3 protein-coding genes and 1 pseudogene are annotated in these 17,848 nt (G+C 70.9%); 1 reads left to right on the top strand and 3 read right to left on the bottom strand.

All coding sequences use genetic code 11. The features are described from left to right. Positions 1–228: 228 nt before the first annotated feature. Positions 229–2,517, top strand: coding sequence for an ArnT family glycosyltransferase (locus M2283_RS41465; RefSeq protein ID WP_280881744.1), 2,289 nt, complete (start codon positions 229–231; stop codon positions 2,515–2,517). A gap of 71 nt (positions 2,518–2,588) precedes the next feature. On the opposite strand, the gene M2283_RS41460 is transcribed toward M2283_RS41465, so the two are convergent. The 3 genes and pseudogenes from M2283_RS41460 to M2283_RS41450 form a co-directional block, all read right to left on the bottom strand. Then, complete coding sequence (locus M2283_RS41460) at positions 2,589–3,776, bottom strand: cytochrome P450 (RefSeq protein ID WP_280881743.1); 1,188 nt, start codon at positions 3,774–3,776, stop codon at positions 2,589–2,591. A 69-nt stretch (positions 3,777–3,845) separates the two neighbouring features. Then, positions 3,846–5,069 (bottom strand): cytochrome P450, encoded by a 1,224-nt coding sequence (locus tag M2283_RS41455; RefSeq protein ID WP_280881741.1) that lies wholly within the window; start codon positions 5,067–5,069, stop codon positions 3,846–3,848. Next, a pseudogene (locus M2283_RS41450) lies at positions 5,070–17,804 on the bottom strand (amino acid adenylation domain-containing protein); the annotation flags it as partial. It abuts the gene before it with no gap. Positions 17,805–17,848 lie beyond the last annotated feature (44 nt).

Here is a 17,848-nt window from a genome sequence, read left to right as displayed (position 1 = left end):
ACGGCGGTCACACGACGGACACAGAAATTGCCCGCTGCCCCGATCGGAATTCCCGGCCGGGTGGCGTCCGGTACATCCGTCCGAATAAGTACGGCGCCGACCGCTTATCCGTGCGCGCGCAGAACGTGTGACCGCCCTGTGACCCGATGCCCTGACACGGTAAGTCCACGTGTCCCCAGCAGCTCGCGGAAACCCCTTTTTTATCCGGACGGAGAAAGGAAGTCCGATATGACCTCGGGCTCTTTGACCATCGCTCCCGAGACGGCGACCGTTCCCGACGAACCGTCGCCGTCGCGGCGACGCCGACTGGCGTTCTGGCGTTCTCCCCCGGACCAGCCCGGCTGGGCCCGCCCGGCGCTGCTGGCCGTCGCCGCGCTCGCCGGACTGCTTTACGCCTGGAACATCACCAGCAGCGGCCTGTCGCCCTACTATTCGGTGGCCGCGCGGAGCATGTCGGTGAGCTGGAAGGCGTTTTTGTTCACCGCCTTCGACCCTTCCGCCACCCTCACCCTCGACAAGATCGGCGGCTTCCTGTGGCCGCAGGCGCTGTCAGTCCGGCTGTTCGGCTTCCACGACTGGGCGCTGACTCTGCCGCAGTGCATCGAGGGCATCGTCTCCGTGCTTGTCATGTACCGGGTGGTACGGCGCTGGCAGGGGGCCGCGGCCGGGCTGATCGCGGCCGAGCTGCTGACCGTGACCCCGGTGGCCGCCTCCATGTTCGGGCACGCGCTCCTCGACTGCTCGCTCACCATGTGCCTGGTGCTGGCGGCCGACCAGTACCAGAAGGCGGTCATGACGGGCCGGCTGAACCCGCTACTGCTCAGCGGGCTGTGGGTCGGACTCGGCTTTCAGGCCAAGATGATGCAGGCCTGGATCGTCGTCCCGGCACTCGCCGTCGCCTACCTCGTCGCCGCCCCGCACGGGCTGCGGCGCCGGCTCGGGCGACTACTGACGGCGGGAGGCGTCCTGCTCGCCGTGTCCCTCTCATGGGTCGCGCTGATGACCTTCGTACCCGAGAGCTCCCGCCCCTACGCCGACGGCTCGACCAACAACAGCGCCTTCGCCATGGTCTTCGGCTACAACGGACTCGACCGCTTCCATGAGGGGCTGATCGCAGGATCCGTACGACCCCCCTCTCAGAACGGCTCAGCCGGAAGCTCGTCCGACGGAGCGTCCGAGGATCCGCCCAAGGGTTCGTCCGAGGGAGCCGGCGGCGCCAGCCGGGGCGGGCAGGGGAACAGCGGCCCGGGCACGTCGCAGAGCGGCAGCGGGCCGGAGAACAGTGCCGGGAGCGACTCCGGGAGCGGTGCCCAAGCGCAGGGACAGGCACAGTCCTCCCCCGCCATGGCGGTCCTGCCCGGCTCGGGAGGCTGGACCAAGCTCTTCGGTTCCCGCTTCGCCACCCAGGTCGGCTGGCTGTACCCGCTCGCCCTGATCGCCCTGGTCCTGGGCCTGGTGAGGCACCGCAAGGCCGCACGCACCGACCAGCGGCGCGCCGGCTATCTGATGTGGGGCGGCTGGCTGATCACCTCGGGCGTCGTGCTCAGCGCGATGAGCATCCCGCACACGGCCTATGCGGCCGTGCTCGCGCCGCCGCTGGCCGCGCTGGCCGCCGCCGGAGCGACGGTTCTGTGGCGCACTCACCGGGCAGCGCGGGGCGGACCGCGGGCCTGGCTGCTGCCCGCCGCGGTCGTCGTCCAGGAGGTGTGGACCCTTCACATCGCCTCCGAGTACACGGAGTTCGCGCCCTGGCTCGTCCCCCTGGTCATCGTCACCTCCGTGGTGGCCTGCGCGGCCCTCGTCCACACCGCCGTGGCGTCCGGGCACTCCCGCCGGCTGGTCCGGCGTATCGGCCTCATCGGTCTGGCGAGCGGCTGCGTCGCCTTCCTGGCCGCGCCTGTCACCTGGTCGCTGAGCGTGCTGGACCAGCAGTACGGCGGCTCGGCGTTCGACGCCTACGCGGGGCCGCCGCTCAAGCCCGCCGGCGGCGGGTCGGGCGGCGGCGCATCCGGCGGCGGCAAGGGACCGGTCAAGAGCAATACGCTCGGCGGCCGTCCTGCGGCTTCCACCGCCCAGGGCCCCGAGGTGCTCGACAGTCTGAGCCGCGACCAGGAGAGGCTCGTCGACTACGCCCGGCGCAACAACCGTGGTGCCACCTACACCTTCTCCACCAACAGCTGGGAGATGGCGTCCCGGTACATCTACGCCAAGGCCCTGCCGGTCCTCCCGCTCGGCGGGTTCACCGCGGGGGCCAACCTCGTGACCCTCGCCGAGTACCGTGACCTGATCCGGGACGGCAGCCTGCGTTTCGCCCTGGTCGGCACGCACGAAGGAAGCATGAGCGGGACCGGGGGCGGCCAGGCGAGCGAGCCGGCGCCGGACAGCTCGCTCGCGCAGATCGACAAGTGGGTGAAGTCCGCCTGCACCAAGGTCGATCCGGCCGCCTACGGAGCACGCCCGGAGGACGGCGAGGACGGCCAGGAGACGCTCTACGACTGTGCCTCAGCCGTGCGGTGACGCCCTTTCCCCACACAAAGTCGGCGGCGGCCCGTGGAGGGCCGTCGCCGACTTTGTGCTGCGGGGAACCGTCACCAGGCGACGGGCAGTTCCTCCACCCCGTACTGCACGGCGAACTGACGGAACCGCAGGTCGTCGACTGGCACGGCGAGCCGCAGGTCGGGGAGGCGGGACAGCAGCGCCGCGAAGCTCAACCGCAGCTGGGCGCGGGCCAGAGCGGCTCCGACGCAGTAGTGGATGCCGTGTCCGAAGGCCGCGTGGCCGGTGTCCTCGCGGGTGATGTCCAGGCGGTCCTGCGGATGGCCCGCCGGCCGGGTGCGGTTGACCGCGAGCAGGGAGCAGGAGACCACCTGCCCCTTCTTGATCTGCTGCCCGCCGACGGTCACGTCCGTCAGCGCGGTGCGCGGCGAGGCCGTGGAGACCACCGACACGTACCGCAGCAGTTCCTCCACAGCCTGCGGGAGCAACGCGGCATCTGCGCGCAGCAGGGCGAGCTGGTCGGGATGCTCCAGCAGGGCGAGCAGGCCGAGCCCCAGCATCTGCGCCGAGCCCTCCAGGCCGGCCGCCATGAACGAGGCACAGACGCCCGCCAGTTCCGCGTCGGTGACGTCGTCCCCGTGTTCCCGTATGAGCATGCCGAGCATGTCCTCGCCGGGATTCCTGCGTTTCTGGGCGACGATTCTGCTCATGTACGAGGCGAACGCCTTCTGCGCCGCCACGCGTTTACGGGTACGTCCGGTGGAATGCGCGTCCATACGGCTGGGCGCCCGCACATCGAGCATTCTCCCCAGGTCGGCGAGGTCGTCGCGAGGAATGCCGAGCAGTGCACAGATGACGAGTCCCGGGACGGGCCAGCCGAAATGGCGCATGAGGTCGGCCGGAGACCCCGCCGCGACCAGCACGTCCAGCCGTTCGGCCACGATCTGTTCGACGATCGGTTCCATTCTGCGCATGCGGCGCAGCGTGAATTCCGGCGCGATGAGTTTGCGCAACCGGGTGTGCTCGGGGGGATCGTAATGCAGCAGATTCCCTTCTTCCCTGGCTCCCCGCGAAATCGCCCGCTCAAGATCGGGCGGCTTGGCGGTGAACCGGTCCGCGTCCCCCAAGACCGCCCGCGCCTCGGCGCGTCCGGTGGCCAGCCAGTCCGCCGCTCCGGGATCGGGGCACACGGGTGTCTCGTTGCTCATCCGGCTCAGCTCGGGCAACGGGTCCAGCCCGTCGCGGCGCAGATGCAGGGGAATGTCCGGCGACTGCGGCATGACTCACCTCTCTGTGCGTTGCGTGCGTCCTGTCCGCCCTGTGCGTCCTGTCCGTTGCGGTGACGGTGGCTACCAGGAGACCGGCAGGTTCTCGATGCCGAAGGTGGCCATCCACGGCGGGCGGAAGCGCAGTTCCTCGCGCGGTACGGCGAGCCGCAACGCGGGGAAGCGGCGCAGCACCCCCGCGAACGCGATCCGCAGCTCCATGCGGGCCAGGGCCGCACCTGCGCAGTAGTGGATGCCGTGCCCGAAGGCCACGTGCGTAGTGCCCTCCCTCAGGATGTCGAGGTGGTCCTGGGGCGTGCCGGGCGGCTGGACGCGGTTGACCGCCAGCAGCGAGCAGGACACGACCTGGCCGGGCTCGATCACGTGGTCGCCGACGGTCACCTCGGTCAGGGCGGTGCGCGGCGAGGCGACCGCGACGACGGTGACGTACCGCAGGAGTTCCTCGACCGCCTGGCCCATCAGTTCGGGCCGGCCGCGCAGCAGGGCGAGCTGGTCGGGATGATCGAGCAGCGCGAGGATGCCCAGGCCCAGCATGCCGACCATGTTCTCGATCCCCGCGGCCATGACGGAGGCGGCCAGCCCGACCAGTTCCTTGTCGGAGACGTCCGCTCCGTGCTCCTTGACGAGCATGCTCACCAGGTCGTCGCCGGGGTCGCGGCGCCGGGCGGCGACGTACCGGGCGAGGTAGTTGTCGAAGGTCTTGGCCGAGGTGCGGCGCGCCTGCCAGCCCCGGTTGTCGCGCCGGCTGAGGTCGAGGTGCCGGGCCAGTTCCGCCTGGTCGTCGCGGGGGATGCCGAGGAGCGTGCAGCCGACCAGGCCGGGAATGGGCCAGGCGAAGTGCCGCATGAAGTCGGCCGGTTGCCCGGCCCGTTCCATGACGTCCAGCCGGTCCTCGATGATCCGCTCGACCTGCGGTTCGATCCGGCGCATGCGGCGCAGGGTGAACTCCGGTGCCAGAAGTTTCCGCAGCCGGGTGTGCTCCGGCGGGTCGTACATCAGCGGGTTGCCGATCTGGGTGATCTGGCGGGACTCCTCCTCGGTGTCGGCGGGCGGCCGGGTGCTGAACCGCTCCGCGTCGCCGAGGATCGCCCGCACCTCCTCGCGGCCGGTGGCAACCCAGCTGATCAGGCCCGGCCCGGTCTCCTCCAGCAGCGGTGTCTCGGTGCTCATGCGGCCGAGGCCGGGCGGCGGGTCCATCCCCTCCCTGAGGTGGTTGGGGATGATGTCCGCCTTCTTGTCGCGCTTCTTGCCCCTGGCCTCTGCGGTGTCCCTGGTTTCGCTGGTCATTCACTGGCCCTCTCGTGCGCGCGTCGTCGCGGTGCGGATCTTCTGGTCGAGGACGCGGCCGATGACGGGCCGGTGCGCGGGTTCGAGCATGTCCTCGTGGGCGGCGGTGACCTCGTGCGTCTCGATGTCTCCGGCGACGTACGGCCGCCAGCTCGCGATCGCCTCGGTCGCCAGCAGGGTCTCGGTCTTTCGTTCGGTCGCCACGAACACCAGCAGGTCGCCCCGGAAGACGGCCGGCCGGTGGTCCCGGATGAGACCGACCGTGTTCTTGATGACCTCCCGCATGTTCTCCAGCAGCGGCCCGCGCACCTCCATGGCCCGGCCGTCCTTCCCTGCCTCGTTCTCGCCCCAGGTCGCCCGGCCGTCGGCGGGACCGAGCACGGACTCGTCCTCGGCGGCGATCTCGCCGACGTCGCGCAGCGGGTACGCGTCGAGCAGCGCCAGCAGGTCCACCTGCTGGCCCTCGTCCTGGAGCCGGCAGGCGATGGCCTGGGCGACCACACCGCCGAGCGACCAGCCAAGCAACCGGTACGGGCCTTCCGGCTGCACGCTGCGGATCTGCTCGATGTAGTCCGCCGCCATCTCGTCGATGGTCCGGGGCAGCCGTTCGGGGCCGCCGAGCCCACGCGCCTGCACGCCGTACACCGGCAGGTCCGCCGGGAGATACGGCAGCAGGGTTGCGTAGCTCCAGCTCAGCCCGGTGCCGTGGTGCACGCAGAACAGCGGGCGGCGAGTGCCCTCGGGCCGCAGCGGCAGCAGCACCCCGAGGTCCTCGGAGTTCCTGACGGTGCGCCGCAGAACGCCGTCACGCATCTGCCGCCCGGGGGCGCCGGCCTGCAGGTGCAGCTGTCCTCCGGCGTCCCGCCGCGCCCACCGGCCGGTGCGGAACATCCGCTCGCCGCTGCCGCCGAAGGGGCTGGCGACGAAGCGGCCGCCGGTCGCGCCGGGAGCGTCGGCGTAGCCGCGGGCGAGCCCGTGCCCGGCCACGTACACCTCGCCGGGGGTGCCCGGGGGGACCGGGCGCAGGAAGTAGTCCAGGAGGTAGGCACGGGAGTCGCCGACCGGGGTGCCGATGTCGAGCATCGCCGGGAGACCCTCTCCCGGGTCGGTGCGGTGTCGCAACCAGGCGCCGGCGGTCTCCGCCGTGCCCCGGGCGCTGACCAGCGCCGGTCGCGGGTGCCTGGCCCGCCACTCCCCCGCGCCGTTCGCCGGCTCCGGTCCCCCGTTGCCGACCATGACCACCTCGGCGGCCGACAGTTGCGGCACGGTCGGCAGCAACTCCGGCGTGGTGATCAGGCGTTGAGCTGTTTCCGGCTCCGTCTCCGCGCCGGTGCCGCCGGGCACGCCCAGGCGGACACTGTCCCCGGCGCCGAGCGCGGTGAGCAACGGGAGGAGCAGGTCGGCGACGGGCATACGGATGTCCAGCAGGGTCTCGGTGCTCTCCGCGCCCGGCGAACGGTCCCGCCGGCGGTCCAATGCCCTGCCGGCCAGCGCATGGTGTTCGATGACGACGCCCTCGATCGCGTGCGTGCCCGCGTCCGCGCCCTCGCCCGCGTCCGCTGCCGTGACGGGGAGGATCAGGGCCGCGTGGGCGGGCAGCGGCGGGGCCGCCGGGGTGCCAACGGGCTCCGCCTCGGCTGCAGGTGCGTCGACCGACAACCACAAGTCGGCACTCTCGACGCCCTCGATGTCCTCCGCACGAGCGACGATAGCCGCGTACCGCCCGCCGCCGGGCGCCACGAGCGCGTCGACCGGTGTCCGCCCGACCTCGGTGACGCAGCAGGCCGCGCCCGACTTGAGTACTCCGAGCAGCGCCGTGACCAGGTCCGCACCGGGCGGCAGCGCGATCGCGACGGTGTCCTCGTAGCCCACGCCTCGCGCCGCGAGCCGTCGTGCCAGCGCGGCGGCCGCCGCGTCCAGGCCGCCGAAGGTGACAGACCTCTGCCCGTTGGACACGGCGACGGCCTCCGGCATCAACGCGGCCTGCTCGGCGAGCAGCTCGACCAGGGTGCGCTCGGGAGGCGTGTCCTGCGCCGCCTCCCCCGCACCGACCGCCTGTCGGAGCTCGGCCTCGTCCAGCAGCACCTCGATCTGGCCGACCCGGAGTTCGGGGTCGTCCGCGACCTGTTCCAGTACGCGCACCAGCCGGCGGCCGAACGCGGCGGCGGTGGGTTCGTCGAACAGCTCGGTGGCGTAATCGAGCGTGCCCACGATGCCGTCCGGGTCGCCGTAGTCCTCGAAGCTCTCGGTGAGGGTGAGCCGCAGGTCGAGTGCGGAGGCTGTCGGCGGCAGCGTCAGCCGGGTGGTCGCCAGCCCCGGCAGTTCCGCGTCCTCCCACTTCTCGGCGATGTCGTCGCGGACGTCGAGGAGCACCTGGAACACCGGGTGGTGTGCCGGAGAGATGTCCGGGGACACCAGCTCCACCAGCCGCTCGAACGGCACGTCCTGGTTCTGCAGGGCCTCCTGGTACACCTCGCGGGCCCGCTTCACCAGCCCGAGGAAGGTGGGGTTGCCGAAGGTGTCCAGGCGCAGCGACAGCAGGCCGGACAGCGGTCCCACGACTCCCTCCAGGCTCTCCTCCCCATCCGGCCTGGGCAGCACGGTGCCGATCACGAGATCCGTGCCGGCGGAGAGACGGGACAGCAGAAGCGCCAGTGCGACATGCACAGCCGTGAAGGAGGTCACGTCGGCGGCCTCGGTCGCGTCCATCAGCTTGGCGTGTGTCTCCGCCGGGATCCGCAGCGGCAGGGAGGCGGTGGTCCAGGCCGGCTGCGGCGGCCGCTGCCGGTCCACGGGCAGCGGGGTGTGCGAGGGCGCGTCGGCCCAGGTGGCCCTCCAGTACTCCAGCTGGTCCGCGACCAGGCTGTCCGCCTTCTCCTCACCCTTGAGCAGTTCCTTCTCCCACACGGCGTAGTCGGCGAACTGCAGGGGCAGGGGCGCCCGTTCGGAAACCCGCCCCTCACGCCGCGCGCCGTAGGCGGCCGCCAGGTCACGGACGATCAGGTTGAGCGAGGACTCGTCCGCGGCGATCGGATGGATCACCAGGAGCAGCACATGCTCGGTCTCGGAGAGCGTCAGCAGATACGGCGCCCAGGGCGTCTCCCGAGTCAGATCGAAGCCCCGCCGGACGCGGACATCCAGCTCGCCGGGGAGGTCCAACTCGCTGGTCGGCACCACCGTCAGCCCGGGGGCGACGGTCGCGTCGCCGGCGTCGCACACCCGCTGCACCAGTCGCCCGTCCTCGGTCTCGCCGAACAGCGTGCGCAGCAGCTCGTGCCGGTCCACGAGGTCCGCCAGCGCCGCCCGCAGCGCGGGCACGTCCAGCTCGCCGTCGAGCCGCAGAGCAGCGGGGAGATGGCCCGCCGCGCCCCGGCCGGTCTCCCGTTCTGAGCGCCAGATCCGCTGCTGGCGCACCGAGGCCGGGATCTCGTCGGGCCGCTGCTCCATCGCCCGCAGCGGCGGACGCAGTTTGTCGCCAAGAAGCCGTTCCACACCGACCGGCGTAGAAGAGCCGAAGAAGTGCCGAATGCTCAACTCAGCGCCCAGCTCGGTACGAATACGTCCCGCCAGCCGCATCGCCAGGGCCGAGTTGCCGCCCAGGTCGAAGAAGTTGTCGTCGGGACCGACCCGTTCCAGACCGAGCACCTCGGCAAACAGCGCGCACAGGGTCTCCTGCAGCTCGCCCTGAGCCGCCTTCGCCGAGACGAGGTCGGCGTAGTTCGGCGCGGGCAGGGCGGACTTGTGCAGCTTCCCATTGGGGGTGAGCGGGAGCTCGTCCAGGACCATCATGGTGGCCGGGACCATGTACTCGGGCAGCCGTTCGGCGGCGAACTCACGCACCGCACCGGTGTCCAGACCGTCGGCCGCGGCGGTGGGGACGGTGTAGGCGACGATCCGGGGATCGCCGGGCCGGTCCTCGCGGACGAGGACCGCGGCCTGGGCCACGTCCGGGTGGGCGGCGATGACGGACTCGACCTCACCCAGCTCGATCCGGAACCCGCGGATCTTGACCTGTTCGTCGGCGCGACCGGCGAAGTGCAGCAGCCCGTCGTCCGTCCACCGGGCCAGGTCACCCGTCCGATACATGCGCTGCGCCGGCAGGAACGGGCAGGCCACAAACCGTTCGCCGGTGAGATCCGCACGTCCCAGGTAGCCGCGGGCCAGTCCGGGGCCGGCCAGATACACCTCGCCCACCGCGCCGACCGGCGCCGGACGCAGGAACTCATCCAGCACGAACACCCGGCAGTTGGGCAACGGCCGGCCGATCGCCGGCGGTGCACTCTCTGGTGTGATGCTCTGCGCGATTTCCACCGCCGTGGCCATCACCGTCGCCTCGGTCGGACCGTAGGTGTTCCACACCCCCGCCCGAGCCCGCCAGCGGGCCGCCAGGTCGGCGCTCAGCCGCTCCGCACCCAGCACCCAATTCCGCACACCAGGCACCGACTCCGGATCCAACACACCCAACAGCGACGGCACCACACTCGCCACACTCACCCCGCTGCTACGGATCATCTCCGCCAACGCCAGCGGATCCGTACGCTCCTCACTGGTCGCGATCGCCAACGTGCCACCACCGGCCAGGGTCACCGCCACATCCAGCACCGACGCGTCGAAGCTGAACGACGCGAACTGCAACGTCACTTCGCCCGGCCCGGCACCAAGAATCGGACCCATCGCAGCCACCAGGTTCGCCAGACCGCGATGCGCGACCGCCACGCCCTTCGGCCGACCCGTCGACCCCGACGTATAGATCACATACGCCAGACGATCCGGATCCAACACCACAGCCAGCGGCTCCACCGATTCCGCGGCGATCAACTCATCCGCATCGGACAGCCAGTCCTCGTCGATGACCGGTGCGGCTTCACTGGAAGTGACCATGAAGGCGAGCCGGTCGGCGGGGTACTCCGGGTCCAACGGCACATAGGCCGCCCCGGCCTTCCACACCCCCAGCATCGCCACGACCATGTCGACACCCCGCGCGAGCTTCAACCCCACCCGCGACTCCACACCCACACCGCGCTTCCGCAAGAACCGCGCCAGCCGATTCGACCGCTCGTCCAGTCCCGCGTACGACAGCTCCACAGTCCCGCACCGGACCGCCGCACTCTCCGGCGCCCGCACCACCCACTCCGCAACCAGCTCCGGCACGGTTTCCGAGCCGATCGGACGCCCGGTGTCATTCCACTCCCCCACCACCAACGCCCGCTCATCGGCGTCCAGTACGTCGATCTCGCTGAGCCGTACCTGTGGGTCGGCCGCGATCTGCTCCAGCACCCGCACCAGCCGGTTTCCGAGGGACCGTACGGTCGATGCGTCGAACAGATCCGCCGCGTAGAGGATCCCGCCCCCCAGACCACCCGCGGAGCCATCGGCCTCGCGCCGCTCGGCCAGAGAGAAGGACAGGTCGAAGCGGGCGGGGGGTTCGGCGATCGGCGGCAGCGGCGCGACTCGCAGACCGGGCAGTTCCCACTCCGTCTCGGGCACGTTCTGCAGGGCCACCATCACCTGGAACAGCGGGTTCCGCGACAACGACCGCGCCGGGTTCAACTCCTCCACCAACCGCTCGAACGGCACGTCCTGATGCGCGTACGCCGCCAGATCCGTCTCCCGCACCCGCCGCAACACCTCCGCGAACGACGGATCACCGGCCAAGTCCGCCCGCAGTACGAGCGTGTTCACGAAGAACCCCGACAACTTCTCCAACTGCGCGTCACCACGGCCGGCGATACCCGTCCCCACCGGAATGTCAGACCCACCACCCATCCGCGACAACAACACCGACACCGCCGCGTGCACCACCATGAACATCGTCGCCCGACCGCGTCCGGCGACCTCGACGAGCCGTTCGTGCGTCTGCGCGTCGACCTCGACGTCGACCGTGCCACTACGGAAGGAGGGTTCTGCAGTGCGGGGACGGTCCACCGGCAGACTCAGTTCCGGCGGAGAGTCCGCCAACGCACCCCGCCAATAGCCCAGTTGGGCGCTCAGCAGACTCTCCGGATCCTCCGGATCACCAAGCGTCTCCCGCTGCCACAGCGCGTAATCCGCATACTGCACCGGCAACGGCTCCCACTCCGGCACCCGACCCGCACACCGCGCCGCATACGCCACCCGCAAATCAGCCGCCAGCACCCCCATCGACCAACCATCGGAAGCGATGTGATGCACCACCAGCAACAACACGAACTCCCCGGGCCCCACCGTCAACAGAGCCACCCGCCAAGGCAGTTCCGTACTCAGGTCGAAGCCACGGCCGCAGAGTTCGTCCATGGTGGCGTGGAGGTGCTCCGGGTCGGTGTCCCTCAGGACGAGGCCCGGGTGTGCGGCCGGCCCGGTCAGCACGTCCTGCCATGGCTTGCCCTCGCGGGCGGGGAACACCGTGCGCAGGCTCTCGTGCCGGTCCGCGAGACCCCCGAGCGCCTCCTCCAACGCCCGCCGGTCCAAATCGCCGGTCAGGCGCAGCGCCAACGGCAGGTTGTACGCCCCCGCTGCGTCCGAGTTCGTCCCGTCCATCCGGTTCAGGAACCACATCCGCTGCTGCCCGAAAGAGAGCGGCACCTCCTCCGGCCTCGTCCGCGGTCGGAGCACCTCCGGCCGACTCCCGGCAGCGGCATCGTCGAGGAGCCGTGCGACGCCCTTGACGGTCGGCGCACCGAAGAGTTCCCGGATGCTCAGGTCCGCGTCGAGCACCGCCCGGATCTGAGCGACGAGCCGCATCCCCAGCAGGGAGTCGCCGCCCGACTCGAAGAAGTCGTCGTCGACACCGACGCGTTCCGCTCCCAGTACGTCGGCGAAGAGGCCGCAGAGGATCTCCTCGACCGGGGTCGCCGGGGCCCGGCCCGCACCCCGTTCCGTGTCGGGAGCGGGCAGGGCAGACTGGTCGACCTTGCCGTTGGGGGTGAGGGGCAGCTCGTCGAGAAGCACGACGGTGGCCGGGACCATGTACTCGGGCAGCCGCTGGGCGGCGAACTCCCGGATCACCGACGGTTCACTGCGAGACACCACGTATGCGATGAGCCGATCCTCACGGACCAGGACGGTGGCCTGAGTGACGTCCGGGTGGGCGGCGAGGACGGACTCCACCTCGCCGAGCTCGATCCGGAAACCGCGTACCTTCACCTGCTCGTCGACGCGGCCCGCGAAGTGCAGCAGCCCGTCGCCCGTCCACCGGGCCAGGTCACCCGTCCGGTACATGCGGGTGCCCGCGTCGAAGGGGCAGGCCACGAACCGCTCCGCCGTCAGATCTACACGGCCCAGATAGCCGCGGGCCAGACCGGGGCCGGCCAGATACACCTCACCCACCGCACCGACCGGCGCCGGACGCAGGAATTCATCCAGCACGAACACCCGGCTGTTGGGCAGCGGCCGGCCGATCGCCGGGGGTGCGTCCTCCGGTGTGATGCCGTCCGCGATCTCCACCGCCGTGGCCATCACCGTCGCCTCGGTCGGACCGTAGGTGTTCCACACCCGCGCCCGGGCTTGCCAGCGGGCCGCCAGGTCGGCGCTGAGGCGTTCCGCGCCCAGCACCCAATTCCGCACACCAGGCACCGACTCCGGATCCAGAACACCCAACAGCGACGGCACCACACTCGCCACACTCACCCCAGTGCTGCGGATCATCTCCGCCAACGCCTGCGGATCCGTACGCTCCTCACTCGTCGCGATCGCCAACGTGCCACCACCGTCCAGCGTGGCGGTCACGTCCAGCACGGACGCGTCGAAGCTGAACGACGCGAACTGCAGCACCGTCACACCCTCCGCCACCCCCAACACCGGCTCGATCGCCTCGACCAGGTCCACCACACCGCGATGCTCGACCGCCACACCCTTCGGCCGGCCCGTCGAACCCGACGTATAGATCACATACGCCAACTGATCGGGGCCGACCTTGATCCCGAGCGGGGCGTCCGACTGCGCCGCAATGGTTGCCCGGGCGTCGGACAACCAGACCTCGTCGATCACCAACGCCGCACCACTGTCGGCGGTCATGAACGCCAGCCGATCCGCCGGATACTCCGGATCCAGCGGCACATAGGCCGCCCCGGCCTTCCACACCCCCAGCATCGCCACGACCATGTCGACACCCCGCGCGAGCTTCAACCCCACCCGCGACTCCACACCCACACCGCGCTTCCGCAAGAACCGCGCCAGCCGATTCGACCGCTCGTCCAGCTCCGCGTACGACAGCTCCACAACCCCGCATCGCACCGCCATGCCATTCGGCGTCAGACCGACCCAGTCGTCGAACAGTTCCAGCCACGAGCCGACCGAAGCGGGCCGCGTAGCGCCGTTCCACTCCTCGATCACTCGCGTCCGCTCGTCGGCGTCGAGCACGTCGATCTCGCTGAGCCGTACCTGTGGGTCGGCCGCGATCTGCTCCAGCACCCGCACCAGCCGGTTTCCGAGGGACCGTACGGTCGATGCGTCGAACAGATCCGCCGCGTAGAGGATCCCGCCCCCCAGACCACCCGGGGAGCCATCGGCCTCGCGCCGCTCGGCCAGAGAGAAGGACAGGTCGAAGCGGGCCGGCAACTCCGTCACGGGGAGCAGCGGTGAGACTCGTAGACCCGGGAGCTCCCAGTCCGCCTCGGGCACGTTCTGCAGGGCCACCATCACCTGGAACAGCGGGTTCCGCGACAACGACCGCGCCGGGTTCAACTCCTCGACCAACCGCTCGAACGGCACGTCCTGATGCGCGTACGCCGCCAGATCCGTCTCCCGCACCCGCCGCAACACCTCCGCGAACGACGGATCACCGGCCAAGTCCGCCCGCAGTACGAGCGTGTTCACGAAGAACCCCGACAACTTCTCCAACTGCGCGTCACCACGGCCGGCGATACCCGTCCCCACCGGAATGTCAGACCCGCCACCCATCCGCGACAACAACACCGACACCGCCGCGTGCACCACCATGAACATCGTCGCCCGACCGCGGGCCGCCAGGGTCATCAGGCGGGCATGGGTGTCGGCGTCCACTCCCACTGGGACGCTTCCGCCCCGGAAGGAGGGTTCTGCTGTGCGGGGACGGTCCACCGGCAGACTCAGTTCCGGCGGAGAGTCCGCCAACGCACCCCGCCAATAGCCCAGTTGGGCGCTCAGCAGACTCTCCGGATCCTCCGGATCACCAAGCGTCTCCCGCTGCCACAGCGCGTAATCCGCATACTGCACCGGCAACGGCTCCCACTCCGGCACCCGACCCGCACACCGCGCCGCATACGCCACCCGCAAATCAGCCGCCAGCACCCCCATCGACCAACCATCGGAAGCGATGTGATGCACCACCAGCAACAACACGAACTCCCCGGGCCCCACCGTCAACAGAGCCACCCGCCAAGGCAGTTCCGTACTCAGGTCGAAGGCGTGATGCGACTGCTGGGCGAGTACTTCTTCCAGCCGGGCCTCATCGGTGTCGATCGCCGTAAGCGGGGGCCGGGCGGCTTCGCCTGTCAGCACCTGCTGCCACGGCTCGCCGTCCGCGTCGGGGAACACCGTGCGCAGGCTCTCGTGCCGGTCCGCGAGATCCCCGAGCGCCTCCTCCAACGCCCGCTGATCCAGATCACCGGTCAGGCGCAGCGCCAACGGCAGGTTGTACGCCCCGGTCGCGTCCGCGCCGGCACCGGCCATCCGGTTCAGGAACCACATGCGCCGCTGTGCGTACGACGGCGGCACGCGGTCGGGGCGTACGGCCGGGCGTAGGGGTGCCCGTGCGCCGTCCGCCGTGACGGACAGCACTCGCGCGAGGCCGGCGGCCGACGGTGTGGCGAACAGGTCGCGGACGCTCAGGTCCGCGTCGAGCACCGCGCGGATCCGGGCGGTGAGTCGCATGCCGAGCAGCGAGTCGCCGCCCGCCTCGAAGAAGCTGTCGTCGGGACCTACCCGTTCCAGGCTCAGTACGTCGGCGAAGAGGCCGCACAGGATCTCCTCGACCGGCGTCGAGGGCGCCCGCTCCGGGCCGCCGACGGTCTCGGGGGCGGGCAGGGTGGCCTTGTCCACCTTGCCGTTGACCGTCAGGGGCAGTCGGTCGAGGACCGTCACCGCCGCCGGGACCATGTATGCCGGGAGCCGGGTGGCGGCGTACTCGCGTACGGCGGCCGGATCCAGCCCGTTCCCGGCGACCACGTAGGCCAGCAGCCGGTGGTCGCGGACCACGACTGTCGCCTGGGCGATGTCCGGGTGCGCGGCGACGACGGACTCCACCTCGCCGGGTTCCACCCGGAAGCCGCGGATCTTGACCTGTTCGTCGGCGCGGCCGGCGAAGTGCAGCAGCCCGTCGCCCGCCCACCGGGCCAGGTCACCGGTCCGGTACATCCGCTGCCCGGGCAGGAACGGGCAGGCCACGAACCGCTCCGCCGTCAGGTCCGCGCGTCCCGCGTATCCTCGCGCCAGGCCGGGTCCCGTGATGTACACCTCACCCGTCGCGCCGGGTGCGACGGGGCGCAGGAAAGCGTCCAGGACGTACGTACCGGCGTGCGCGAGGGGGCGCCCGATCGCCGGCGGCGCGTCCTGCGGGCGGATGCCGGGGGCGAGTTCGACGGCCGTCGTGATCACGGTCGCCTCGGTCGGGCCGTAGGTGTTCCACACCCGCGCCCGGGCTGCCCACCGCGCTGCCAGGTCTGCGGTGAGGTGTTCGGCACCCAGCACCCAGTTCCGTACGCCCGGGACGGACTCGGGGTCGAGGACGGAGAGCAGCGACGGCACCACGCTGGCCACGGTGACCCCGGCATCGCGGATCAGTTGTGTCAGCGCCCGTGGGTCGGTGCGTTCCTCGTCGGAGGCGATCGCCAACGTCCCGCCCGCGACCAGCGTCACGGCCACGTCCAGCACGGCCGCGTCGAAGCTGAACGACGCGAACTGCAGACTCACCTCACCCTCGGTGACTCCCAGGACGGGGCGCATCGCCGCCGCCAGGGCGGCCACACCACGGTGGGCGACCGCGACGCCCTTGGGCCGTCCCGTGGAGCCGGAGGTGTAGATGACGTAGGCCAGTTGGTCGGCGTCGGTGGTGGGGTGGAGCGGCGCGTCCGACTCGGCGGCGACGGCCTCGGCAGCCGCGGTCAGCGCGTCGTCGTCGAGGGTCAGTGCCGCGCCGCTGTCCCGCGTCATGAACTCCAGCCGGTCCGCCGGGTGCTCCGGATCCAGCGGCACGTACGCGGCGCCGGTCTTCCACACGCCCAGGATCGCCACGATCATGTCGGTCCCGCGGGCGAGGCGCAGTCCGACCCGCGTCTCCGCGCCGACACCCCGCTGCCGCAGGTACCTGGCCAGGCGGTTCGCCCGCTTGTCCAGTTCCGCGTACGACAGTTGCACGGCCCCGCACCGCACCGCCGGTGCGTCCGGTGTCCGCGCCACGCGTGCAGCGAACAGTTCGGGCACCGTCGCCGAGCCGGCCGGGCTGCCGGTGTCGTTCCACTCCTCGACCACTCGCGCCCGCTCGTCCGCGTCGAGCAGGTCGATGTCCCGTACGCGTGTCAGTGGGTCCGCCGCGATCTGTTCCAGTACCCGTACCAGCCGCGCCACCACCGACTCGGCGGCTTCCTGGTCGAACAGGTCCTGCTGGTAGTCGAGTTTGATGTGCATCCGCTCGTCGGGCACGACGACCAGGGCGAGGGGGTAGTGGGAGGCGTCCTTCACCTCCCTGGTACGGCGGATCTCGATGGCCTCGGCACCCCGGACGGGCTCCTCCTCCGAAGGGCTGGGGTAGTTCTCGTACACCACGATCGTGTCGAAGACTGCGCCGGTCCCGGCCAGCCGCTGCACCTCGGGCAGTCCCAGGTGCTGGTGCGGCATCAGTGCGGACTGCCGCTCCTGGAGGTCGGTGAGGAGGCGGGCCACCGGCTGCGCGCCGTCCAGCCGCAACCGCACGGGGAGCGTGTTCATGAACAGGCCGACCATGGACTCCACGCCGGGCAGATCCGAGGGCCGTCCGGCGGCGGTCGCACCGAAGACCACGTCGGTCCGGCCGGCCAGCTGCGCCAGGACCAGCGCCCAGGCGCCCTGGATCACGGTGTTGAGCGTCACGCCCTGGCCTCGGGCGACACCCGACAGGTCCTGACTCAGCGCGGCGGGGAGCTCGGTGATCACATGGGCCGTCTCACCGGGCCGCCGCCCCGGGTCGGCGGGGGCCACCAGCGTCGGTTCCTCGGCCCCGGCCAGCTCGGCCTGCCATGCGGCCCGCGCGGCCGGCTTGTCCTGGCGCGTCAGCCAGGCCAGGTACTCCCGGTAGGAGGTGGTGCGGGGCAGGACGCGTGCGTCACCGCCTGCCGCGTAGACAACGGTGAGTTCGCCGAACAGGACGGGCAGGGACCAGCCGTCCATGAGCAGGTGGTGGCTGGTGAGCACGAGCCGGTGACGGTCCGGCGTGACACGGATGAGCAGCAACCGCAGCAGCGGTGGTACGGCCGGGTCGAAACGTCGGCCCATCTCCGCCGCGCACAGCCGGTCGATTTCGGCGTCCGCATCGGCCTCCGGCAGTCCACTGACATCGGCCTCCTGCCAGGGCAGGTCCACCTCGCGGGCAATGACCTGCACCGACTCACCGGAACTGCGCCTGCGGAAACTGGCGCGCAGCGCGGCATGACGGGCCAGCAGCGCCTCCCACGACGCGCGCAGCACATCCGCGTCGAGAGGGCCGAGCACATCCAGGCAGCGCTGGCCCTGGTACACGTCGGGGCCGCGGCCGTCGAAGGACGCGTGAAAGAGCAGTCCCTCCTGAAGGGGCGACAAAGGCCATACGTCCTCGACACGAGCTCGGACCATCGGAGTGTCTCCTCACCGTT

This window comes from Streptomyces pseudovenezuelae (assembly GCF_029892565.1).
GTDB lineage: Bacteria > Actinomycetota > Actinomycetes > Streptomycetales > Streptomycetaceae > Streptomyces > Streptomyces pseudovenezuelae_A.
This window is presented reverse-complemented; position numbering and strand designations above follow the sequence as displayed.